Consider the following 15,338-nt stretch of genomic DNA (forward strand, 5'->3'; position numbering starts at 1 on the left):
GTCATTGGGCTCGAGGCGCAGCGCGAGGACGTGCGGGGTCGTCGAAGTCCTCCGGAGCGAGCAGCTCGAGCATGCTCGACAGGTCGTCCTCGCCGAGGTTGACCGGCGTCGCGGTGAGGAACACCCGCGCGTCGGCCCACTCCCCCAGCAGCTCACCGAGCGCGTGGCTCCGGGTACCGGGGTTGCGCATCTGGTGCGCCTCGTCGACGACGACCAGGTCCAGCTGCGGCGGCGACTCGGCCAGCTCGGTGAGCCCGTCCCACTTGCGCAGCCGCTCCAGGCTCGTCACGTACTGGAACCGCCGCGGCAGCCGGTCCTGGGAGTGCTGCTCGAGAAACCTGCGCAGGCCCGCGGTGTCGAGCTCGGTCAGCTCGAAGCCGAAGCGCTCGTCCATCTCCCGCTGCCACTTCCCGACCAGGGACGACGGGGCGACGACAAGGACCCGGGCCGCGGCGTTCCGAGCCTCGAACTCCGTCCAGATGAGACCGGCCTCGATCGTCTTGCCGAGACCGACCTCGTCGGCGATCAGGACCCGGGTCGCGCCGGTCTGCAGCAACCGGAGCACGGGCTTGAACTGGTAGGGCCGGAAGAGCGTGCGAGTCGCCCGGAAGGAGAAGACGGTGTCGGTCAGCGCCGAGTGGAGCTTGGCCCGAGTGAGCGTCGCCCCGAACCGCTCGACGGTCGCTGGCTCGGACCGCACCCAGTCGATCGGACCGCCAGCGGTCGGTGCGTGCTCCAGCGCCGCCTCGACCACGTGCGTCGTACGGGCGTCGAGGCGTACCTCGTAACGCCAGCTCCCACCGAGGTACTTGCGGCCGCTGACCCGGGTGTCCTTGCCGTCTGCGCGGGTGACGACGCCGTCCCCGACCCGGAACGCCGGGGCAGGTACCCCGTCCGCAGCCTCCCAGAGGTCCTCGGCCCAGTCCCAGGCGTTCCGGACGGGGTCGTCGTCGCCGAGGTCCGCGAGCGGGACGGCGACACCGGTGGCGGTCTCGCCGCCGACGTGGACGACCATCGCGATCGGCACCTCGAGACCACCGAACCAGTACAGCCCGCGTGGCAGGTCGACATCGGACGACAACACCCGCACGCCCTCGGCGAGGTCGACGACGTCGGGCACGCTCCCGCCCACCACGAGCAGCCGCGGAAAGCGGACCGTGCCGAGCAATGCCGCGAGGTCCTTCGGGTTCGGGTGATAACCGAACGAGTTGCGCACCACGTCCGCCTCGCGGGCGAAGCTGCTCACGATTCCTCCTGCAGGATCATCACGTCGACGGACCGAGTGGCAGATCGATCCCGACCGGCCGATCTTGTGAACCTGATCGATGGCGTCGCGGGCGGTGCAACACCACGCCGGTCGATCTCGTCAGAAGTGACGAGACGGACACGCTTACTCCAGACGACGGTAGCGACGACGCTCCGTTCGTTGCAGTTCACACACCCGGGTGACGATTAGCGACACGCTGACGACATCGCCGTGCGAACCGCTACGGTCCGCCGCGCCGGAGTGGCGATCCAACCCCGTTCGGTCGCGCTCTCCCCGCACCCCGTCAGCCATTCGGTAGTCCGGACATCGAATCGAGGAGTCGGAAACGATGTGCACCGTGCCTGAGGTCCCCGCCGCCCTGCGCCAGACACATGCGCGATGGGAGGAGAACGGTCGCCCCCCACAGGAGCCGATGAGGTGGAACCTCGCGACGTGGTCGAAGTGGATGGACACCGATCTCCTGCCGTCGCAGACCCTTTCCATCGACCGCGCGGGAGCCACCTCGGTCGCCGCATCGGCGGTCGACGGCGAGGACGCCGCCCTGCGGGCGTTCGTCACCGCGATGATCTGGGGCTACGGTCCGATCGGCTACGGAGGCTGGCGTACCCAGCGAGTGCTGAACCTCGCCGGCCACCGCGCCGGAGCACTCTTCCGGGAGGTCGCCGAGGTGGCTGCCGAGAAGGGGCCGCGCGACGCCTACGCCGCGATGGCACAGGCCCCGCTCACCTACCTCGGCGAGGCCTTCGGCACCAAGTACATCTACTTCTGCACGGCCGCCGTCCGCGACCGGCACCGCGACCGCACGGCGCCCGTCCTCGACAACGTGGTCCGTCACTGGTTCGCCCGCCACACCGGCATCCGCATGTCCGGCGCCTGGTCGACCAGGGAGTACTTCGGCTACCTCGACTGCCTGGAGAGCTGGGGCGACGAGCTGGGCGTCCCGAGTGACACCGTCGAGGAGCTGATCTTCCGATCCCAGGTCTCCGACGACGGCAACCGCCTCTGGGCGGAGCCCGCGATGATCACCTCGGATCCGCAGGGCGAGGCCGTCGTCGCCCTGGACGAGCTCCGGGCCGCGATCGACGTCCTCGGCGAGGACACCGCAGCCCGAGCGTCGTCGGCGCTGACCGAGCTCTCGGAGATCATCAACGATCGGTAGCTCCAGCCACTGTGGACGCTGACTCGCCGGCGCGCTGGGCACGTCGGGCGGCCTACTTGGTGTCGCTGTGCACCCCGCCGTCCGGACTCTGGCGGATCGCCATGGGCCTGGGCATCCCCGTCGGCTACAGCGCGGAGCGCATGAGCGCGGAGGGCTACCCGGGCTGGGGCACCGTCTACACGATCGGCCTCGCCGTCCTGGTGCAGCTCCTCGCGTTCCTCACCGTCGGGCTCGTCCGGCCGTGGGGGGAGGTCGCGCCGCGCTGGATCCCGTTCATGGGCGGGCGGCGGATGCGTCCCCGAGTCGTCGTGGCCGTCGCCGGCACCGGCGCCGTGCTGCTCATCCTGATCACGCTGAGCCAGTTCGTCGTCTGGCAGATGATCGACGAGAGCACCCTCGGCCCCGGCGACCTCACCGGCACGGCCCGGACCGTGCTGGGTCTGTGCTACCTGCCGCTGCTCGCCTGGGGCCCGCTGCTCGCCGCCGTCACCTACGACTACCACCGGCGCCACCGGCTCCCGGGATCCCGTCAACGGGCGGGCTGAGAATGGAAGCGTGGAGTACCGCCGGTACGAGCCCGCATCGAGTGTGAGCGGGCTCGTCGAGCACTACTGGTCGGTGAGGTCTCCCGCACCGCCGGCGCCCGTGCGCGCCGTGTTGGTCCCGAACGGGCGCGCGACCATGCAGTTCTGTCTGGGCGTCCCGGGGCGCCGCCTCGCCCCCGGCGCGGGTGCCCGGCGGAACGCCGACGTGTACCTTCCGGTCGGCGTCGAGCCGCTGGTCATCGAGCAGGAGGACGCGTCCCACTACGTCGGCATCCAGTTCACGCCCTGGGGCGCCCGCGCGCTGTTCCCCGCGGCGACGGAGTCACCGGCGCAGATCGAGGAGGTGGCGGGCCCCCTCCCCGACAGCACCGCGCTCGCCGCCGATCCCGCGCGCGAGCTGGATCGCTGGCTCGTGCCCTTCCTCCCGGCACGATCAGGCGTAGCGCCGCTGCTCGCGGCGGTGACCGAGCGGATCGACAGCGATCCGTCCGGCATCGACGTCGGCGACCTCCCCGGGGTGTACGCCTGCTCGGCATCCACCCTCTATCGCGCGTTCCGGCACGGCGTCGGCCTGACCCCGAAGCAGTACATCCAGGTCATGCGCCATCGCGGGTTCACGGACCGCCTGCTGTCCGGATCCGGCGGTGAGCCGATGGCGTTGCTGGCGGCCCTGTCCGGCTATGCCGACCAGTCGCACGCCTCGCACGACTTCACGCGCTTCACCGGGATGACGGTGACTGCCTTCCGCGACACCTACGACGGCGTCGCCCGGCTCATGGCACAGCGCTGACGACTGACCGATTCCTGCAAGCCCGCCGGGTCCGCCGTGCCTAGCCTCGTCGCATGGGAACGATCGTCCACGTCGAGCTGACCAGTCCCGACCCGCAGGCGAGCGCCGACTTCTACGCCCGCGCCTTCGGGTGGGACAGCACCGCCTCCCCCTTCCTGCCGGACTACCTCACCTCCCGCACGGGCGACGGCAGCGGTATCGACGCGGCCATCATGAGCAGCCGCTACCAGGAGCAGAAGACCATCCTCTGGATCGAGGTGCCGGACATCGCGGATGCGGTCACCGCTGTCGAGGCCGCGGGAGGCACCGCGGGAGAGTTCCACGACCTGCCCGGGCAGGGCAGGGTCGGATACGTCACCGACCCTGCCGGGGTCGTGATCGGGCTCAAGCAGCCCGCATAGCGGGCGCTCGTCCGCGACGTCCTGGCCTCGTCCGCCTGACCTGCAGGCTGGACGGCCCGGTCGGGCATCGTCCGGCGAGCCGATCCTTGCGATGACCATCGGGCAACCGGGCGATGCCGTACTCGACCTCGGCGACCGCGATGGCCGTGGTGTGCAGCCGCGCCGCGCCATCCACCCAGGCGAGCACGGCCGGTTCCGGTCGGGCACGCATCATCTCCGACACGACGTTCGTGTCGATGACGATCACCGGCGGTCCGGCAACTCGGCGGCCCGAGGCAGTTCCGAACGGCCGGGTATCACCGTGTCCACGTCCTCGACCGCGTCGAAGCGCTCGCGGATCGCCTGGGCGAAGTTCAGCTGGTCCTCGGCGCGGGGGATCACCGCGTCGGTCAGGATGGCTCGTGCTTCGGCCTCCATCGACCGTCCGTGCCGGGCCGCCCGCACCTTCAACAGGGCAGCGACGTGGTCGTCGAGGTCGCGCACGCTGATCGCCGCCACCGGACCACCTTCAGCTATCAATGCCAGCAGTGCAATCGCGTAGAGCTCACGATCTCGCCGTTGCTGGAGGTGGCTCGGTCGACGGTGCAGGCACGGGTGTGCGTCCGATCAGGAACGCCTGCGGGACCGGCGCGGTGGCACTGCCCGGCTCCGGGAGCCGCACGAGCCGGGCGAACACCTCGAAGCCGCACACTTCCAGCAGGGAAGCGACGTCGTCGGGATCCAGGCGGTGGAAGTCCAGCGCGATGTCGCGGCCGAAGGCCTCGTCGAGGTGCCGCGTGTCCGTGCCGACCTGGAAGGCGAGCAGGAGGTAGCCGCCGGGCCGCAGCACACGGCGGAACTCGGCGACGACGGCGGGGCGCTCCGCCGCCGGGACGTGAATCAGCGAGTACCAGGCCACCACCGCGGCCACGCCGGCGTCGGGAACCGGGAGACGCCCCATCTCGCCGACAGCGAAGTCGAGGTCCGGGTAGGTCCGGCTCGCGTACTCGACCATGCCGGCGGACAGATCGATCCCGCTCACGGCCAGCCCCTGCGCCGCCAGGAACGACGTCACCACGCCGTGCCCACTTCCCACGTCGACGGCCCGTGGGTCGGGATGGTCCCGGCGCACCGTCTCGGCGAAGCCGGCGAGCATCGCGCGGTCGAGCGGGGCGCCGTCGAACTCGGACCGGAACATCTCCGCGGAGCTCTCGGCGATGGCGTCGTAGCCGTTCCGGGTGTTCGTCAGGTACTCCGGCTCACTCACGCGTCATCGCCTGTATCCGCGGATTCGCGTCCTCAGCCACCGGGCGCTCACCGGCCGTCATCATCGTGCAGGCCCGGCGCAAGGTCGACCGGATGTGTTCCTCGCGCCGCTCGCGCTCGACCGGGTCCGGGTGCTGCAACGCCTGCCGGCTCGGGTGATACGTCGCCACCGCCTCGATGCCGCGCGACCGGATCCAGGAACCGTGCCGGGAGAGGAACAGGGTCCATCCGGCCTTCGCGTCGTTCCCCTCGAGGATCACGACGCACAGCTCGGGCATGAGCTCGATCAGGCGCCGGAGCGGCTCGGTCCCCTGTATCAGCTGATCCCGGCTGGGCTTCCTGTTGATGTACCAGGGATAGGCGTTCCAGGGCACGACGTCGACCGGGTCGATCCCCGCTCCGCGGAAGAACTCGTCCTGACGCTGCGCGGTCTGGTCATCGTTCTCGACCGACAGGAAGCCCGACCCCTTGTCCCCGCCCGCTTTCGGGCCCGGATCACGCAGGATGACCAGCCCGCGAGCGTGGACACCCCGATACATCGGGGCGACGTACGGCGGGTGCCCGGCCTCGTCACGGGTGCCGAGCTCGTCGACCAGCTGGTTGATCGGCGCGACATGGGGCGCGTACCGATCGCGCCACTGCCGCTCGCGGTATCGAGCATCGCTCATCCGCCGAACCACACCGCCTCCTCGTGTCACGATCAGCCTGACGCCGGTCCTCCGGGGTCGTCCTAGAGCAGGGTCATCCCGCCGTCGACCCACTCGTAGGTCATGTGCTTCTCCGGGGTGAGGTTGCTGTTCACGGCCTCGCTCACGGCGTCGCGCGAGAGCGGGTACCGGGCGCCCTCGTACCGCGACGCCCAGGTCAGCGCGAACACCTTCGCCACACCGAGCTCCTGACGCATCGCGGACGACAGGTTCCCGGCCTCGATGTCGACGAGCGCGACGAGCGCCGCGGACTCCGTCTCGCCTTCTGCGGAGTAGCCCAGATCGACGCCCGGCTCCACCTCTTCGATCCCGGCGAGCACGCCGAGATGGAACGACCTGATCCCGGGGTCGCGGACCCAGTAGCGCCACTCGTCGACGTCGTCGCCGTCGAGGCGGGCCAGCAGCGTGCGCCGCAGCACGGCCAGGGCGACCAGCCGGACCTGGGCCCGGGCGAGGTCGAGCTCGGTACCGACCGTCGTCAGACCGGAGCCCGCCAGCCGGGACCACACGTGACGGACCCAGCCCATCGACGAGCCGTCGTCGAACAGGGTCTCGGCGGTGTCGGCGAGCCAGTCGTCCCACTCCGCGCCGACCGCCGGCAGCTCCTCGCCCTCGCCACCGGCGACGAGCCGCCTCAGCCGCTCCCCGTCGTCGATCCAGTAGTCGTCGTCTTCGTCGTCCTCGTCGTCGAGATCCGGGTGCAGGACATCGAGGTGTCCACACTGCTCGAACTCGCGGTCGGCGCGGTGGTAGACCTCCACGGCCGCGTCCAGCGCGGCGAAGCGGGCGTCGCTCTCGGCTCGGTCGGAAGCCGGGTCCGCGCTCACCGCGGCCAGTGCCCGGCAGACGGCGACGGCCGCGTGGACGGCCTCCGCCTGCAGGACCCGGTCGGAGGCGACGACGAGGCCGGCGAACACCTCGTCGAGCATGCCTGCCGGATCCGGCCCCAGGTCCTTCAGCTGGTCGACCGCCTTCTCGAGCGGTCCGTTCAGGACCGTCGCCGCGATCGGAGCCAGTTGTTCGTGCCGGCGGTCGAGCTCGCGCGCGGCGATCTCGCGTTCGAACGGGTCCATCTCCTCGGCGACGACCGGTGGCCACCAGGGCGGGAGCGGCCCGTCGATCCACTCGTGACCACAACCCGCACAGTAGAAGTCCGGCTCGTCGCCCCGTCCCGCGCGGCGGCCGACGTCGTCGCCGGGAAGGCCGTTCGTGACCGGCGTCCCCTCCGGCCGTGCGCAGCGGGGACAGGGAGCTCGCCTCATGCGAGGACTATGTCAGGCCGTGTCACGAACCCGGCCGCTCACACACCCTCCGGCGACCCAGCCGCCCCGATCAGTCCGTCACGCGACAGAAGAATGCGCACACCAGCCGCCGATTCCGAGAACAGTGCGTGCCACACGCCTGCCGAGCCGATTCTCGCAATCGCTCGCCGGGCCGGCCGCCACAGCGTTGCCTCATCCGGCCGAGGACGAGAGGCACCACCATGACGATGGTTTCGGATGGGCGGCGAGCCGAGAGCCGGTCGCCCGAGCAGTTCTGGGACACCGCACGACGGCACGTGATCCGCTACGGCCCGGCCGGCCTCGTCCCGTCGATCATCGAACGTGCCGAGGGCTCGGTGCTCTACGACGAGACCGGGCGCGCCATCCTCGACTTCACGTCGGGCCGGATGAGCTCCCTGCTCGGGCACGCGCACCCGGCCGTCGTCGAGACCGTGTCCCGGTCGATCGCCACGCTGGACCACCTGTTCAGCGGGATGCTCAGCCACCCCGTCCGGTCGACGGCCGACGGGGCGACGCTCGCGTGGTAGCCGGTGATGACGCCGTCGCTCTCCAGCCGTTTCACGCGGCGCAGGCAGGGCGACGGCGTCAGTCCGACGGAGTCGGCGAGGTCCTGGTTGGACTGTCGGCAGTTGCGACGGAGCTGGTCGACGATCGCGCGGTCGATGCGGTCCACGCGGGCGAGGCTACGACGGTCACGACGACCGCAGTGCCCGCGTCAACGCGTCGGCCAGCTCGTCGAGCTCCCCCGTCTCGACGGCCGCGTGCCGCACGGACAGCCGCCAGTAGAGTGGCGCGCCGATGAGGTCGAGCGCGATCTCGGGCGAGATCCCCAGCTCACCGCGCTCGGCCGCCCGGTCGAGCACGGCTCGCGCGGCGTCCCGGCGCGGAGTGCCGACGGCCGTGCGCATCGCCTCGGCCAGCTCCGGCTCGCGGACCCCTTCGGCGCTGACGTCGGGCAGGATCCGCGCGATCTGCGGGTGGGTCAGCCAGGCCAGCATGCCGTCCAGCAACGCCCGGACGTCACCCCGCAGCGTCCCGGTGTCCGGGGCGGGTTCGGACGGCACACTGAGCTCGCCGAGCGCGGACGCGACCATCTCGCGTTTGCCCGGCCAGCGCCGGTAGAGCGCGCTCTTGCCCACGCCGGCCCGGCGCGCGACCGCCTCCATCGACAGCCGCCCGTACCCGGACGCGACGAGCTCGGCCAGCACCGCGCCGGTGATCGACGCGGTCTTGTCCGGCTGCAGCACGGCGGCGCCGGTGGGTTCGCGCTTCATCTGCCCTCCAGGATCGGTTGGACGGAACGGTACCGTTCCGTCTACCGTGACGACGGGACGGTACCGTCTCGTCCTATTGAGCAGAAGGAGTGCACATGACGCCTCACGAGGTGTTCGACCGGGCGATCGCCCTGTTGCTGGACCACGACATGGTCGGCTTCGCCGGGCTCTGGGCCGTCGACGGCACGATGGAGTTCCCGTTCGCCGCACCCGGCGGGGTGCGGCGTCTCGACGGTCGGGCGGCCGTCGCGAACTACCTGCGCGACTACACGTCCCTCGTCGACGTCCGGTCCGTCCCGGAGTCGGTCGTGCACACGACCGGCGACCCCGAGGTGATCATCGCGGAGTTCGCGGCCGAGGGTGTGGCCGTGGCGACCGGGCAGCCGTACCGGATGCCCTACGTCGCGGTGATCCGCGTCCGGGACGGCGAGATCGTCTCCTACCGCGACTACTGGAACCTCGCCGTGGCCGGCGACGCGTTCACCGGGTTCGCGGCATGAGCGTCCTGGTCGTGGGCGGCACCGGGACCGTCGGGTCGCGGGTGGTGGCGGCGCTGCGTGAGCGCGGTACTCCGGTACGCGTCGGGGCGCGCCGGGACCGCGGCGACCCGGACCACGTCCGGTTCGACTGGTCGGACCCGGCGACGTTCGACGCGGCGCTGGACGGCGCGGACCGGGCGTTCCTCGTCGCGCCGGTCGGTGACCCCGAGCCGTCAGCGCTGGTCCGGCCGTTGCTGGAGCGAGCCGGCCTGGAGCGGGCGGCGCTGCTCGGCTCGTCGTCGGTCGAGGAGTCGGCCGACGGGTTCGGCGCGCTCTACGGGCTGCTCCGCGCGCACGTCCGGGTGCCGACCGTGCTGCGCCCGTCGTGGTTCCTGCAGAACTTCACCGGCGACCACCTGGTGGCCGACGGCATCCGCGACCGCGGCGAGATCGTCTCGGCGACCGGGCGCGGCCGGGTCGGGTTCGTCGACGCGGGCGACATCGCGGCCGTCGCCGCGCACGTCCTCCTCGACGATGTCGAGCGCCCCGGCGAACTCGTGCTCACCGGCCCGGAAGCCCTGTCCTACGACGACGCCGCCGAGCTGCTCACCGCGGCCGGACGCCCGACCGTCCACCGCTCCGTGCCGCCGGCCGAGTTCGCCGCGCTCGTCGCTGCGTCGGGCATCGATCCGGCATTCGCCGAGTTCCTCGCGGGGCTGGACACGGCCATCGCCGACGGCGCCGAGGACCGGGTCACCGACACCGTCGAGCTGGTCACCGGCCGGCGGCCGCGGGGGTTCCGCGAGGTCGTGTCGGCGGGTCCTCTTGCGTAGAGACCCCGGGTCACCGCGCTCGGCATAGTGGCGTAGGTCCACGCTGTTCCCGCACATGACGATGGGGATCACGGCGCCCACGCACCCGTCGGACGTCCGGGCCCGAAGTCGGTGGCGGTCCCCGTCAGCTGCCGCAGGCGACCGCCGAGAAGTCGCCCTCGGCCGACTCCTCGGAGACGACGGCACCGTCGACGAGGATCCGGCAGGTGATCTCGCCGGTCCCACCGGCGGCGGTGAGCGAGTACTCGGTCGGCCCGGAGGCCGCCTCGGCGGTGCGCTGCCAGGGCAGCTCCGCGTCGGTCACCTGAGCGACCGACGTCCCCCCGCCGAAGGTGATCGTGCCCGCCGTCCCTGATCCGGTCAGCTCGTAGGTGACCTCGGTCGCCGGGGGTGGTGCGGCGGGGTCGGCGGGCGGGGCGGCACCGCCCCCGTCCCCGTCGGTCGGCTCCCCACCGGTAGGCTCGCTGCCGGGTTGGCCGCCGCCGTTCGACGGTGCGAACGCGACCGTCCCCTCGGGGACCCCGGTCCCGGCGCCCGCGCCGTCGAGAACGACGAAGGCGATCGGCACCGCGGCCGCGACGGCCGCCGCGGCACCGACCGCCCACGGCCACCGCTGGCGGACCGGACTCGGCTCGTCGACGTCGCGGCCCTCGCCGTCCTCGTCCTCGCCGTCGCCGTCGCCGTCGGGAAGGTCGGATCCCGTCGCCGGGGCGTGTACCGGCACGTCGTCGTCGACGAGGACCCGGGTCGGCGCCTCGTCCGAGCCGTACGGGAACTCGTCGAGCTTCTCCTCCGGACCGTGTGTGGCGTGTGCGGCGCCGGAGAAGTCCTGGTCAGGGCACCAGCGGTCGAGCCCCGGGACGGCCGTGCCGGGCCGATCTTCCGGCCGGGCCGGCGCACCGCGGCGGTCGAACTCGGCCCCGGCGGGCCGGACACGCCGCGTCGGCGGGTCGTCGACGTCGCGGGGCGGACGCCGGTCGCCGATATCGTTCCGGTCGCGGAGGTGGCCCCGCGACGGGGCTCCCCCGCCGGCGCGGCGACGCCCGCCGCGGCGGGTGGCACGCAGCGGAGCGGTGTCGGCGTCGGTGTCAGTGTCAGTGTCGGTGTCGGTCGCCCGACGCTCCCCCGGAAACGGGTCCGACAGGTCCACGTCCGGTCGCGGCCGCTCCGGCGCCCGGCGACGGCCGCGCCGTGCCCCGGGACCGGCCCGGTTCGCTCCCGGCCGGTCCACGCCGTGCCGGCCGGTGACCGCGTCCGACGACGGCCCGGCGTCATCTGCGTGACTCCGTCGGCGTCCGCCGGCCCCGGGCCAGCGGGACGGGCGCACCCGGTCCGGCGGGAAGAGGATGCCGGCGGCGAGATCCTCGGGTGACAGGCTGCGGGCCGGAGACCCGGCGTCGTCGTCCGGCCGGTCGATGACCTCGACCGACCGGCGCCGACGGCGCCGCGGCGGCGACGGTCCGTCGTCGAGCACCCAGCGCCCCTCGTCCGGGTCCCAGCTCGGTCCGGGCACGACGCCCCCCTTTGGTTGCCGTAACGGATCAACGAATCCGATGATCTCCCGTTACGAGCTACCACCTGTCGGAGTACGCATCTGGCCTCGGGCGGGGTCGCCGCGCTCGCACTCCGGCCGACCGAGGAGGTCACGGCGCTCTACTCGGGCGACGACTCGCCCGTGTCCGATCTCCCCGCCTTCGTGCGCATGCTCAGGAAGGTCCGCAGGCAGGGCTTTGCGATCAACAATCAGCGCACGGAGCACGGTCTGACCGCCATCGGGCGCGCGCGCTGAACCCGATGCGTGTCCGGACGCGGCCGTCGCCGCGATCTCCGTGGCGATGCCCAGTGCCCGCTACCGGCGGGAACGGGTCCCGATGTGGGTGCGAGCCCTGGGCGCGACCGTGGACCGCATCGACCGCGACCTCGCCGCGCTCCGGTCGCCCGGCTCGACGGACTGAGCGGCCCGTCTGTTCTGTCTTGCAGAATTGTGATCGCAGGCCTCCACACCCTCCTAGTGCGGTCGATGTCATTGAGTATTCAATTAACTCAGTGAGCGCCGGGTGGCGAACCCACCCGCCACCGACAGACAGGAGAGGACCATGACCACGGTCACCGCCGCCGTCGCTCGTGAGCACCGCGAGCCCCTGCGGATCGAGCAGCTGGAGCTCGACGAGCCGCGGGCCGACGAGGTACGCGTCCGCATGGTCGCGAGCGGCATCTGCCACACCGACGCGATCGTGCGCGACGGCGTCTACCCCACTCCGCTACCGGCCGTCCTCGGTCACGAGGGCGCCGGCGTCGTCGAGCGGGTCGGTTCGGGGATCGGCACCGTCGCCCCGGGGGATCACGTCGTGCTGTCCGCCGCCTACTGCACCCGCTGCGTACAGTGCCGGTCCGGGCGCATGGCCTACTGCGAGAACCTGTTCGCCGAGGACTTCGGCGGGCGTCGCCGCACGGGCGGCACGGCCCTGTCCACCGCAGGCGGCGAGATGGTGTCGTCGCACTTCTTCGGCCAGTCTGCCTTCTCGACCTCGGCGAACGTGGTCGAGAGCAGCGTCATCAAGGTCGACCGCAGTGCGCCTCTGAACATGCTCGCTCCGCTCGGCTGCGGCATGCAGACCGGCGCGGGGGCGGTGCTCAACGAGCTCCGGCCCCCGGCAGGCTCGACGATCGCGATCTCGGGTGCCGGCGCAGTCGGTCTGGCCGCGATCATGGCCGCGCGCATCGCGGGCTGCACGACCATCATCGCGATCGACCTGCACGACAACCGGCTGGAGCTGGCAACCGAGATCGGCGCGACCCACGGCGTGAACGGAGGTGACGGGTCGACTCATGAGCAGCTCATGAGCATCACCGGCGGGCGCGGCGTCGATTTCATCCTCGACACCACGGCGATCCCGCCCGTGCTGTCGTCGCTGGCCGACGCACTGGCCGTGCGCGGCACGCTCGCGCTCGCCGGCGCGGCGGCGCCGGGCACGGGCGCGACCTTCGAGATCGGTTCCTCCCTGGTCAAGGGGTGGACGTTCACGACGATCGTGCAGGGCAGCTCGGTGCCGCAGGAGTTCATCCCGCGCCTCGTCCGGCTCTGGGAGCAAGGTCGGTTCCCGTTCGAGAAGCTCATCTCGAGCTACGCCCTCAGCGACATCAACACCGCGTTCGACGACTCGGCCGCCGGCCGGACGGTCAAGCCGGTCGTCGTCTTCTGACGGGCTCCACGCGGCGCCGCCGTCCTGCCGGCGGCCACCGGTCGCCGCGGGACTCCACGCGCTGCGGGCTCGTCGTCGGTGCGGGAGCGGACGTCGAGTTCGAGCGCCGCGCAGGGACTCCTCGGTGGTCAGCCGGCGGTGACGCCGTTGACCGCAGCCAGCGCGTCGGCCGAGGAGCGGCGCAGCGCGTCGAAGATGTCCGAGACCACGCCGACGTGCAGCTCGTCCTGGTCTCCGGCCAAGCCGTCGATCAGGGCGGTGATGACGGAGGCGGGGCTGACCTTCTGTGCGGAGTGCACGTTGCTGGAGAACGGGGCGTCGACCAGAGGGGCCATGAGCTCCACGACGCGGACGTGCCCGGTCCCCTGGCGCTGCATCTGCAGGCGGATCGACTGCGTGTAGGAGTGCAGGGCGGCCTTCGTCGCGCTGTAGGTGGGGTTGACCAGGTCGGGAGCGAAGGCGACTCCCGAGGTGGTGATGATGATGGTCGCGGCTGGGCGGGCGACCAGCACCGGGAACAGCGCGTGGGTCAGACGGATCGTGGCGAAGTAGTTGGTCTCCATCTCCGCACGGGCCGCCTCGAGCGGGTCCTCGGCGGCGAAGAGCGGGTGCCCGGTGGTGATCCCGGCATTGAGGAAGATCATGCTCAGCTCGGGATGGTCGGCGCGGACCCGCTCGACCAGGTCGGTGACCGCGGCCTCGTCGCTGATGTCGCACGGAAGGGCGACGGCGCCGGGGAGTTTCTCGGCCTCGTTGCGCAACCGTTCGGCGTTGCGAGCCACCATCAGCACGCGGTTGCCCAGTTCGCTGAAACGGCGGGCGGCCTCCAGGCCCATACCGGTACCCGCTCCAGTGATCAGGATCGTACGGTCTGTGATCGTCATGGGTTGCCTCCTCGGCAGGTGCGGTAGGCCCGCGTATTCAGGCGGGGTACTCGGCATCCGCGGCAGCGGCGGACTCGCGCTGGGGCCGCAGATCGGCCAGGCGCTGCTCCAGGGCTTCGATCACGTTGGCGTAGCCGTCGGAGTTGAGCAGCAGACGCAGCGGCGGATCGGCCGAGACCGCCGTCTCGATGATGGCGTGGGCCAGGCCCGACGGGCTCCCGGGCATGGTCTCGACCGGGACCGGGGCCAGGTCGGCCGGACCGCCGCGGTAGGGCTCGCTGACCGCGACGCGCTCGGCGCTGTCGAAGAACGTCGAACGGACCATCCCCGGTTCCACCAGCACGGTGCGGATGCCGAAGGGGGCGATCTCGGTGGCAAGAGTCTGGAAGAAGCCTTCCACGCCCCACTTGGCGGCGTGGTAGAGGGAGAACGCGGGAAAGGTGATGTGCCCACCCATGCTCGACATCTGGACCAGGGTGCCGCCGCCCTGGGCGCGCAGGTGCGGGACGGCGCGGCGGGCGAACTGGATGGAGCCGGTGAGGTTGGTGGCCAGGGACTGCTCGATCTGGGCGTCGGTGAGGTCCTCGGCCACGGCGAAGATCCCCGACCCGGCGTTGGACACGAGGACGTCGATGCGGCCGAGGGCGGTGAACGCCTTGTCCAGAACGCTCTCGATCTGCGGCGTGTCGGTGACGTCCAGCATGTATGTGTGCAGCTGATCGGGGTAGCGCTCGCCGAGCTCGGCGAGCTGCTCGGGGCGGCGCAGGGTCGCAGCGACGGTGTCGCCGCGGGTCAGCAGCTGCTCGACGATCTCACGTCCGATGCCACGGGAGGCGCCGGTGACGAGCCAGGTGGTCATGGTGATGTCCTCGTTCTCGGGTTGGCGCTCGGGCGTCGGTCACCCGGCGGGTTCGGGGGCACGGACAGAACGACCGGTAGGTGTGCGGTCGTGAGCTCCGCACGCAGCAGCGGGCCGACCTTCTCGGCCGCTCCCCGCGCAGCGGTGGCCTCGACGTGCGCACGGGCGTGCTCTGCGCTCGCCCAGCGCTCGACCGCCCACACGACGCTCGCGTCCTCGACGTCCACGCAGACGTCGTAGTCCTCCAGTCCCGGCTCCGCCGCCACCTCGGCGGCGGCGTCGATCAACAGCCCGAGCAGCTGGGTCGCCGACTGCGCATCGTGGGTGGCGAATCGCGTCACCAGTCGTACCGGTGTCGGTGTGGGCGTGTCCTGCCTCGTCATGGTCGGGTCTCTTTCATCGGCGATCG

At 71.7% G+C, this 15,338-nt stretch carries 20 protein-coding genes and 1 pseudogene; 9 read left to right on the plus strand and 12 right to left on the minus strand.

The features are described from left to right. Position 1: 1 nt before the first annotated feature. Positions 2-1,246 carry a DEAD/DEAH box helicase gene (locus tag WIS52_RS25825; protein ID WP_349300981.1) on the minus strand — a complete coding sequence of 415 codons (1,245 nt, stop codon included), beginning with the start codon at positions 1,244-1,246 and terminating at the stop codon, positions 2-4. A gap of 349 nt (positions 1,247-1,595) precedes the next feature. Here WIS52_RS25825 and WIS52_RS25830 point away from each other — a divergent pair, with 349 nt between their 5' ends. The 4 genes from WIS52_RS25830 to WIS52_RS25845 are packed head-to-tail and all read left to right on the plus strand — an operon-like array spanning position 1,596 to position 4,162. Continuing rightward, complete coding sequence (locus tag WIS52_RS25830; protein WP_349300982.1) at positions 1,596-2,426, plus strand: 8-oxoguanine DNA glycosylase OGG fold protein; 831 nt, start codon at positions 1,596-1,598, stop codon at positions 2,424-2,426. An 11-nt stretch (positions 2,427-2,437) separates the two neighbouring features. Then, positions 2,438-2,971, plus strand: coding sequence for a hypothetical protein (locus WIS52_RS25835; RefSeq protein ID WP_349300983.1), 534 nt, complete (start codon positions 2,438-2,440; stop codon positions 2,969-2,971). 10 nt (positions 2,972-2,981) lie between these two features. Beyond that, positions 2,982-3,761 carry an AraC family transcriptional regulator gene (locus WIS52_RS25840; protein ID WP_349300984.1) on the plus strand — a complete coding sequence of 260 codons (780 nt, stop codon included), beginning with the start codon at positions 2,982-2,984 and terminating at the stop codon, positions 3,759-3,761. Positions 3,762-3,814: 53 nt separating this feature from the next. Next, on the plus strand, positions 3,815-4,162 hold the full coding sequence (locus WIS52_RS25845; RefSeq protein WP_349300985.1) for a VOC family protein: 348 nt from the start codon (positions 3,815-3,817) through the stop codon (positions 4,160-4,162). Here the strand turns inward: WIS52_RS25845 and WIS52_RS25850 are convergent. From WIS52_RS25850 to WIS52_RS25870, 5 genes are all read right to left on the minus strand, one after another. Beyond that, on the minus strand, positions 4,146-4,409 hold the full coding sequence (locus WIS52_RS25850; protein ID WP_349300986.1) for a PIN domain-containing protein: 264 nt from the start codon (positions 4,407-4,409) through the stop codon (positions 4,146-4,148). The genes WIS52_RS25845 and WIS52_RS25850 overlap by 17 nt on opposite strands. Then, positions 4,406-4,660 carry a FitA-like ribbon-helix-helix domain-containing protein gene (locus WIS52_RS25855; RefSeq protein WP_349300987.1) on the minus strand — a complete coding sequence of 85 codons (255 nt, stop codon included), beginning with the start codon at positions 4,658-4,660 and terminating at the stop codon, positions 4,406-4,408. Before WIS52_RS25855 ends, WIS52_RS25850 begins: the two co-directional genes overlap by 4 nt. A gap of 46 nt (positions 4,661-4,706) precedes the next feature. Next, a complete protein-coding gene (locus WIS52_RS25860) occupies positions 4,707-5,408 on the minus strand; it encodes a class I SAM-dependent methyltransferase (RefSeq protein WP_349300988.1) in 702 nt (233 codons plus the stop codon). Continuing rightward, the gene (locus WIS52_RS25865; protein ID WP_349300989.1) at positions 5,401-6,075 is read right to left on the minus strand and encodes a uracil-DNA glycosylase; all 675 of its coding nucleotides are present in this window, start codon (positions 6,073-6,075) and stop codon (positions 5,401-5,403) included. The genes WIS52_RS25860 and WIS52_RS25865 overlap by 8 nt, the downstream gene beginning before the upstream one ends. A gap of 62 nt (positions 6,076-6,137) precedes the next feature. Then, complete coding sequence (locus tag WIS52_RS25870) at positions 6,138-7,376, minus strand: hypothetical protein (protein WP_349300990.1); 1,239 nt, start codon at positions 7,374-7,376, stop codon at positions 6,138-6,140. A gap of 221 nt (positions 7,377-7,597) precedes the next feature. Here WIS52_RS25870 and WIS52_RS25875 point away from each other — a divergent pair, with 221 nt between their 5' ends. After that, the gene (locus tag WIS52_RS25875; protein WP_349300991.1) at positions 7,598-7,924 is read left to right on the plus strand and encodes an aminotransferase class III-fold pyridoxal phosphate-dependent enzyme; all 327 of its coding nucleotides are present in this window, start codon (positions 7,598-7,600) and stop codon (positions 7,922-7,924) included. A gap of 14 nt (positions 7,925-7,938) precedes the next feature. Here WIS52_RS25875 and WIS52_RS25880 read toward each other — a convergent pair. Together WIS52_RS25880 and WIS52_RS25885 are read right to left on the minus strand one after the other, a co-directional pair. Next, positions 7,939-8,070, minus strand: a pseudogene (locus WIS52_RS25880) (Lrp/AsnC family transcriptional regulator); the annotation flags it as partial. 19 nt (positions 8,071-8,089) lie between these two features. Next, the gene (locus WIS52_RS25885; protein WP_349300992.1) at positions 8,090-8,671 is read right to left on the minus strand and encodes a TetR/AcrR family transcriptional regulator; all 582 of its coding nucleotides are present in this window, start codon (positions 8,669-8,671) and stop codon (positions 8,090-8,092) included. A 95-nt stretch (positions 8,672-8,766) separates the two neighbouring features. Between WIS52_RS25885 and WIS52_RS25890 the strand changes: the two genes are divergently transcribed. Both WIS52_RS25890 and WIS52_RS25895 read left to right on the plus strand, forming a co-directional pair. Further along, entirely contained in the window at positions 8,767-9,171 is a 405-nt protein-coding gene (locus tag WIS52_RS25890) for a nuclear transport factor 2 family protein (RefSeq protein WP_349300993.1), read from the plus strand. Next, positions 9,168-9,983 carry an NAD-dependent epimerase/dehydratase family protein gene (locus WIS52_RS25895; protein WP_349300994.1) on the plus strand — a complete coding sequence of 272 codons (816 nt, stop codon included), beginning with the start codon at positions 9,168-9,170 and terminating at the stop codon, positions 9,981-9,983. Before WIS52_RS25890 ends, WIS52_RS25895 begins: the two co-directional genes overlap by 4 nt. Positions 9,984-10,107: 124 nt before the next feature. Here the strand turns inward: WIS52_RS25895 and WIS52_RS25900 are convergent, their stop codons facing one another. Then, the gene (locus WIS52_RS25900) at positions 10,108-11,496 is read right to left on the minus strand and encodes an MmpS family transport accessory protein (protein WP_349300995.1); all 1,389 of its coding nucleotides are present in this window, start codon (positions 11,494-11,496) and stop codon (positions 10,108-10,110) included. Between the two features lie 316 nt (positions 11,497-11,812). Here WIS52_RS25900 and WIS52_RS25910 point away from each other — a divergent pair, with 316 nt between their 5' ends. Both WIS52_RS25910 and WIS52_RS25915 read left to right on the plus strand, forming a co-directional pair. Next, on the plus strand, positions 11,813-11,938 hold the full coding sequence (locus WIS52_RS25910; RefSeq protein ID WP_349300996.1) for a hypothetical protein: 126 nt from the start codon (positions 11,813-11,815) through the stop codon (positions 11,936-11,938). Between the two features lie 141 nt (positions 11,939-12,079). Beyond that, entirely contained in the window at positions 12,080-13,186 is a 1,107-nt protein-coding gene (locus tag WIS52_RS25915) for an NAD(P)-dependent alcohol dehydrogenase (protein WP_349300997.1), read from the plus strand. A 128-nt stretch (positions 13,187-13,314) separates the two neighbouring features. Here the strand turns inward: WIS52_RS25915 and WIS52_RS25920 are convergent, their stop codons facing one another. The 3 genes from WIS52_RS25920 to WIS52_RS25930 are packed head-to-tail and all read right to left on the minus strand — an operon-like array spanning position 13,315 to position 15,270. Beyond that, the gene (locus WIS52_RS25920; protein WP_349300998.1) at positions 13,315-14,070 is read right to left on the minus strand and encodes an SDR family oxidoreductase; all 756 of its coding nucleotides are present in this window, start codon (positions 14,068-14,070) and stop codon (positions 13,315-13,317) included. 37 nt (positions 14,071-14,107) lie between these two features. Further along, positions 14,108-14,929 (minus strand): SDR family oxidoreductase, encoded by an 822-nt coding sequence (locus WIS52_RS25925; protein ID WP_349300999.1) that lies wholly within the window; start codon positions 14,927-14,929, stop codon positions 14,108-14,110. Next, a complete protein-coding gene (locus WIS52_RS25930) occupies positions 14,926-15,270 on the minus strand; it encodes a putative quinol monooxygenase (RefSeq protein WP_349301000.1) in 345 nt (114 codons plus the stop codon). Before WIS52_RS25930 ends, WIS52_RS25925 begins: the two co-directional genes overlap by 4 nt. Positions 15,271-15,338: the final 68 nt, after the last annotated feature.

This window comes from Pseudonocardia nematodicida (assembly GCF_040105385.1).
Classification (GTDB): Bacteria; Actinomycetota; Actinomycetes; order Mycobacteriales; family Pseudonocardiaceae; genus Pseudonocardia; species Pseudonocardia nematodicida.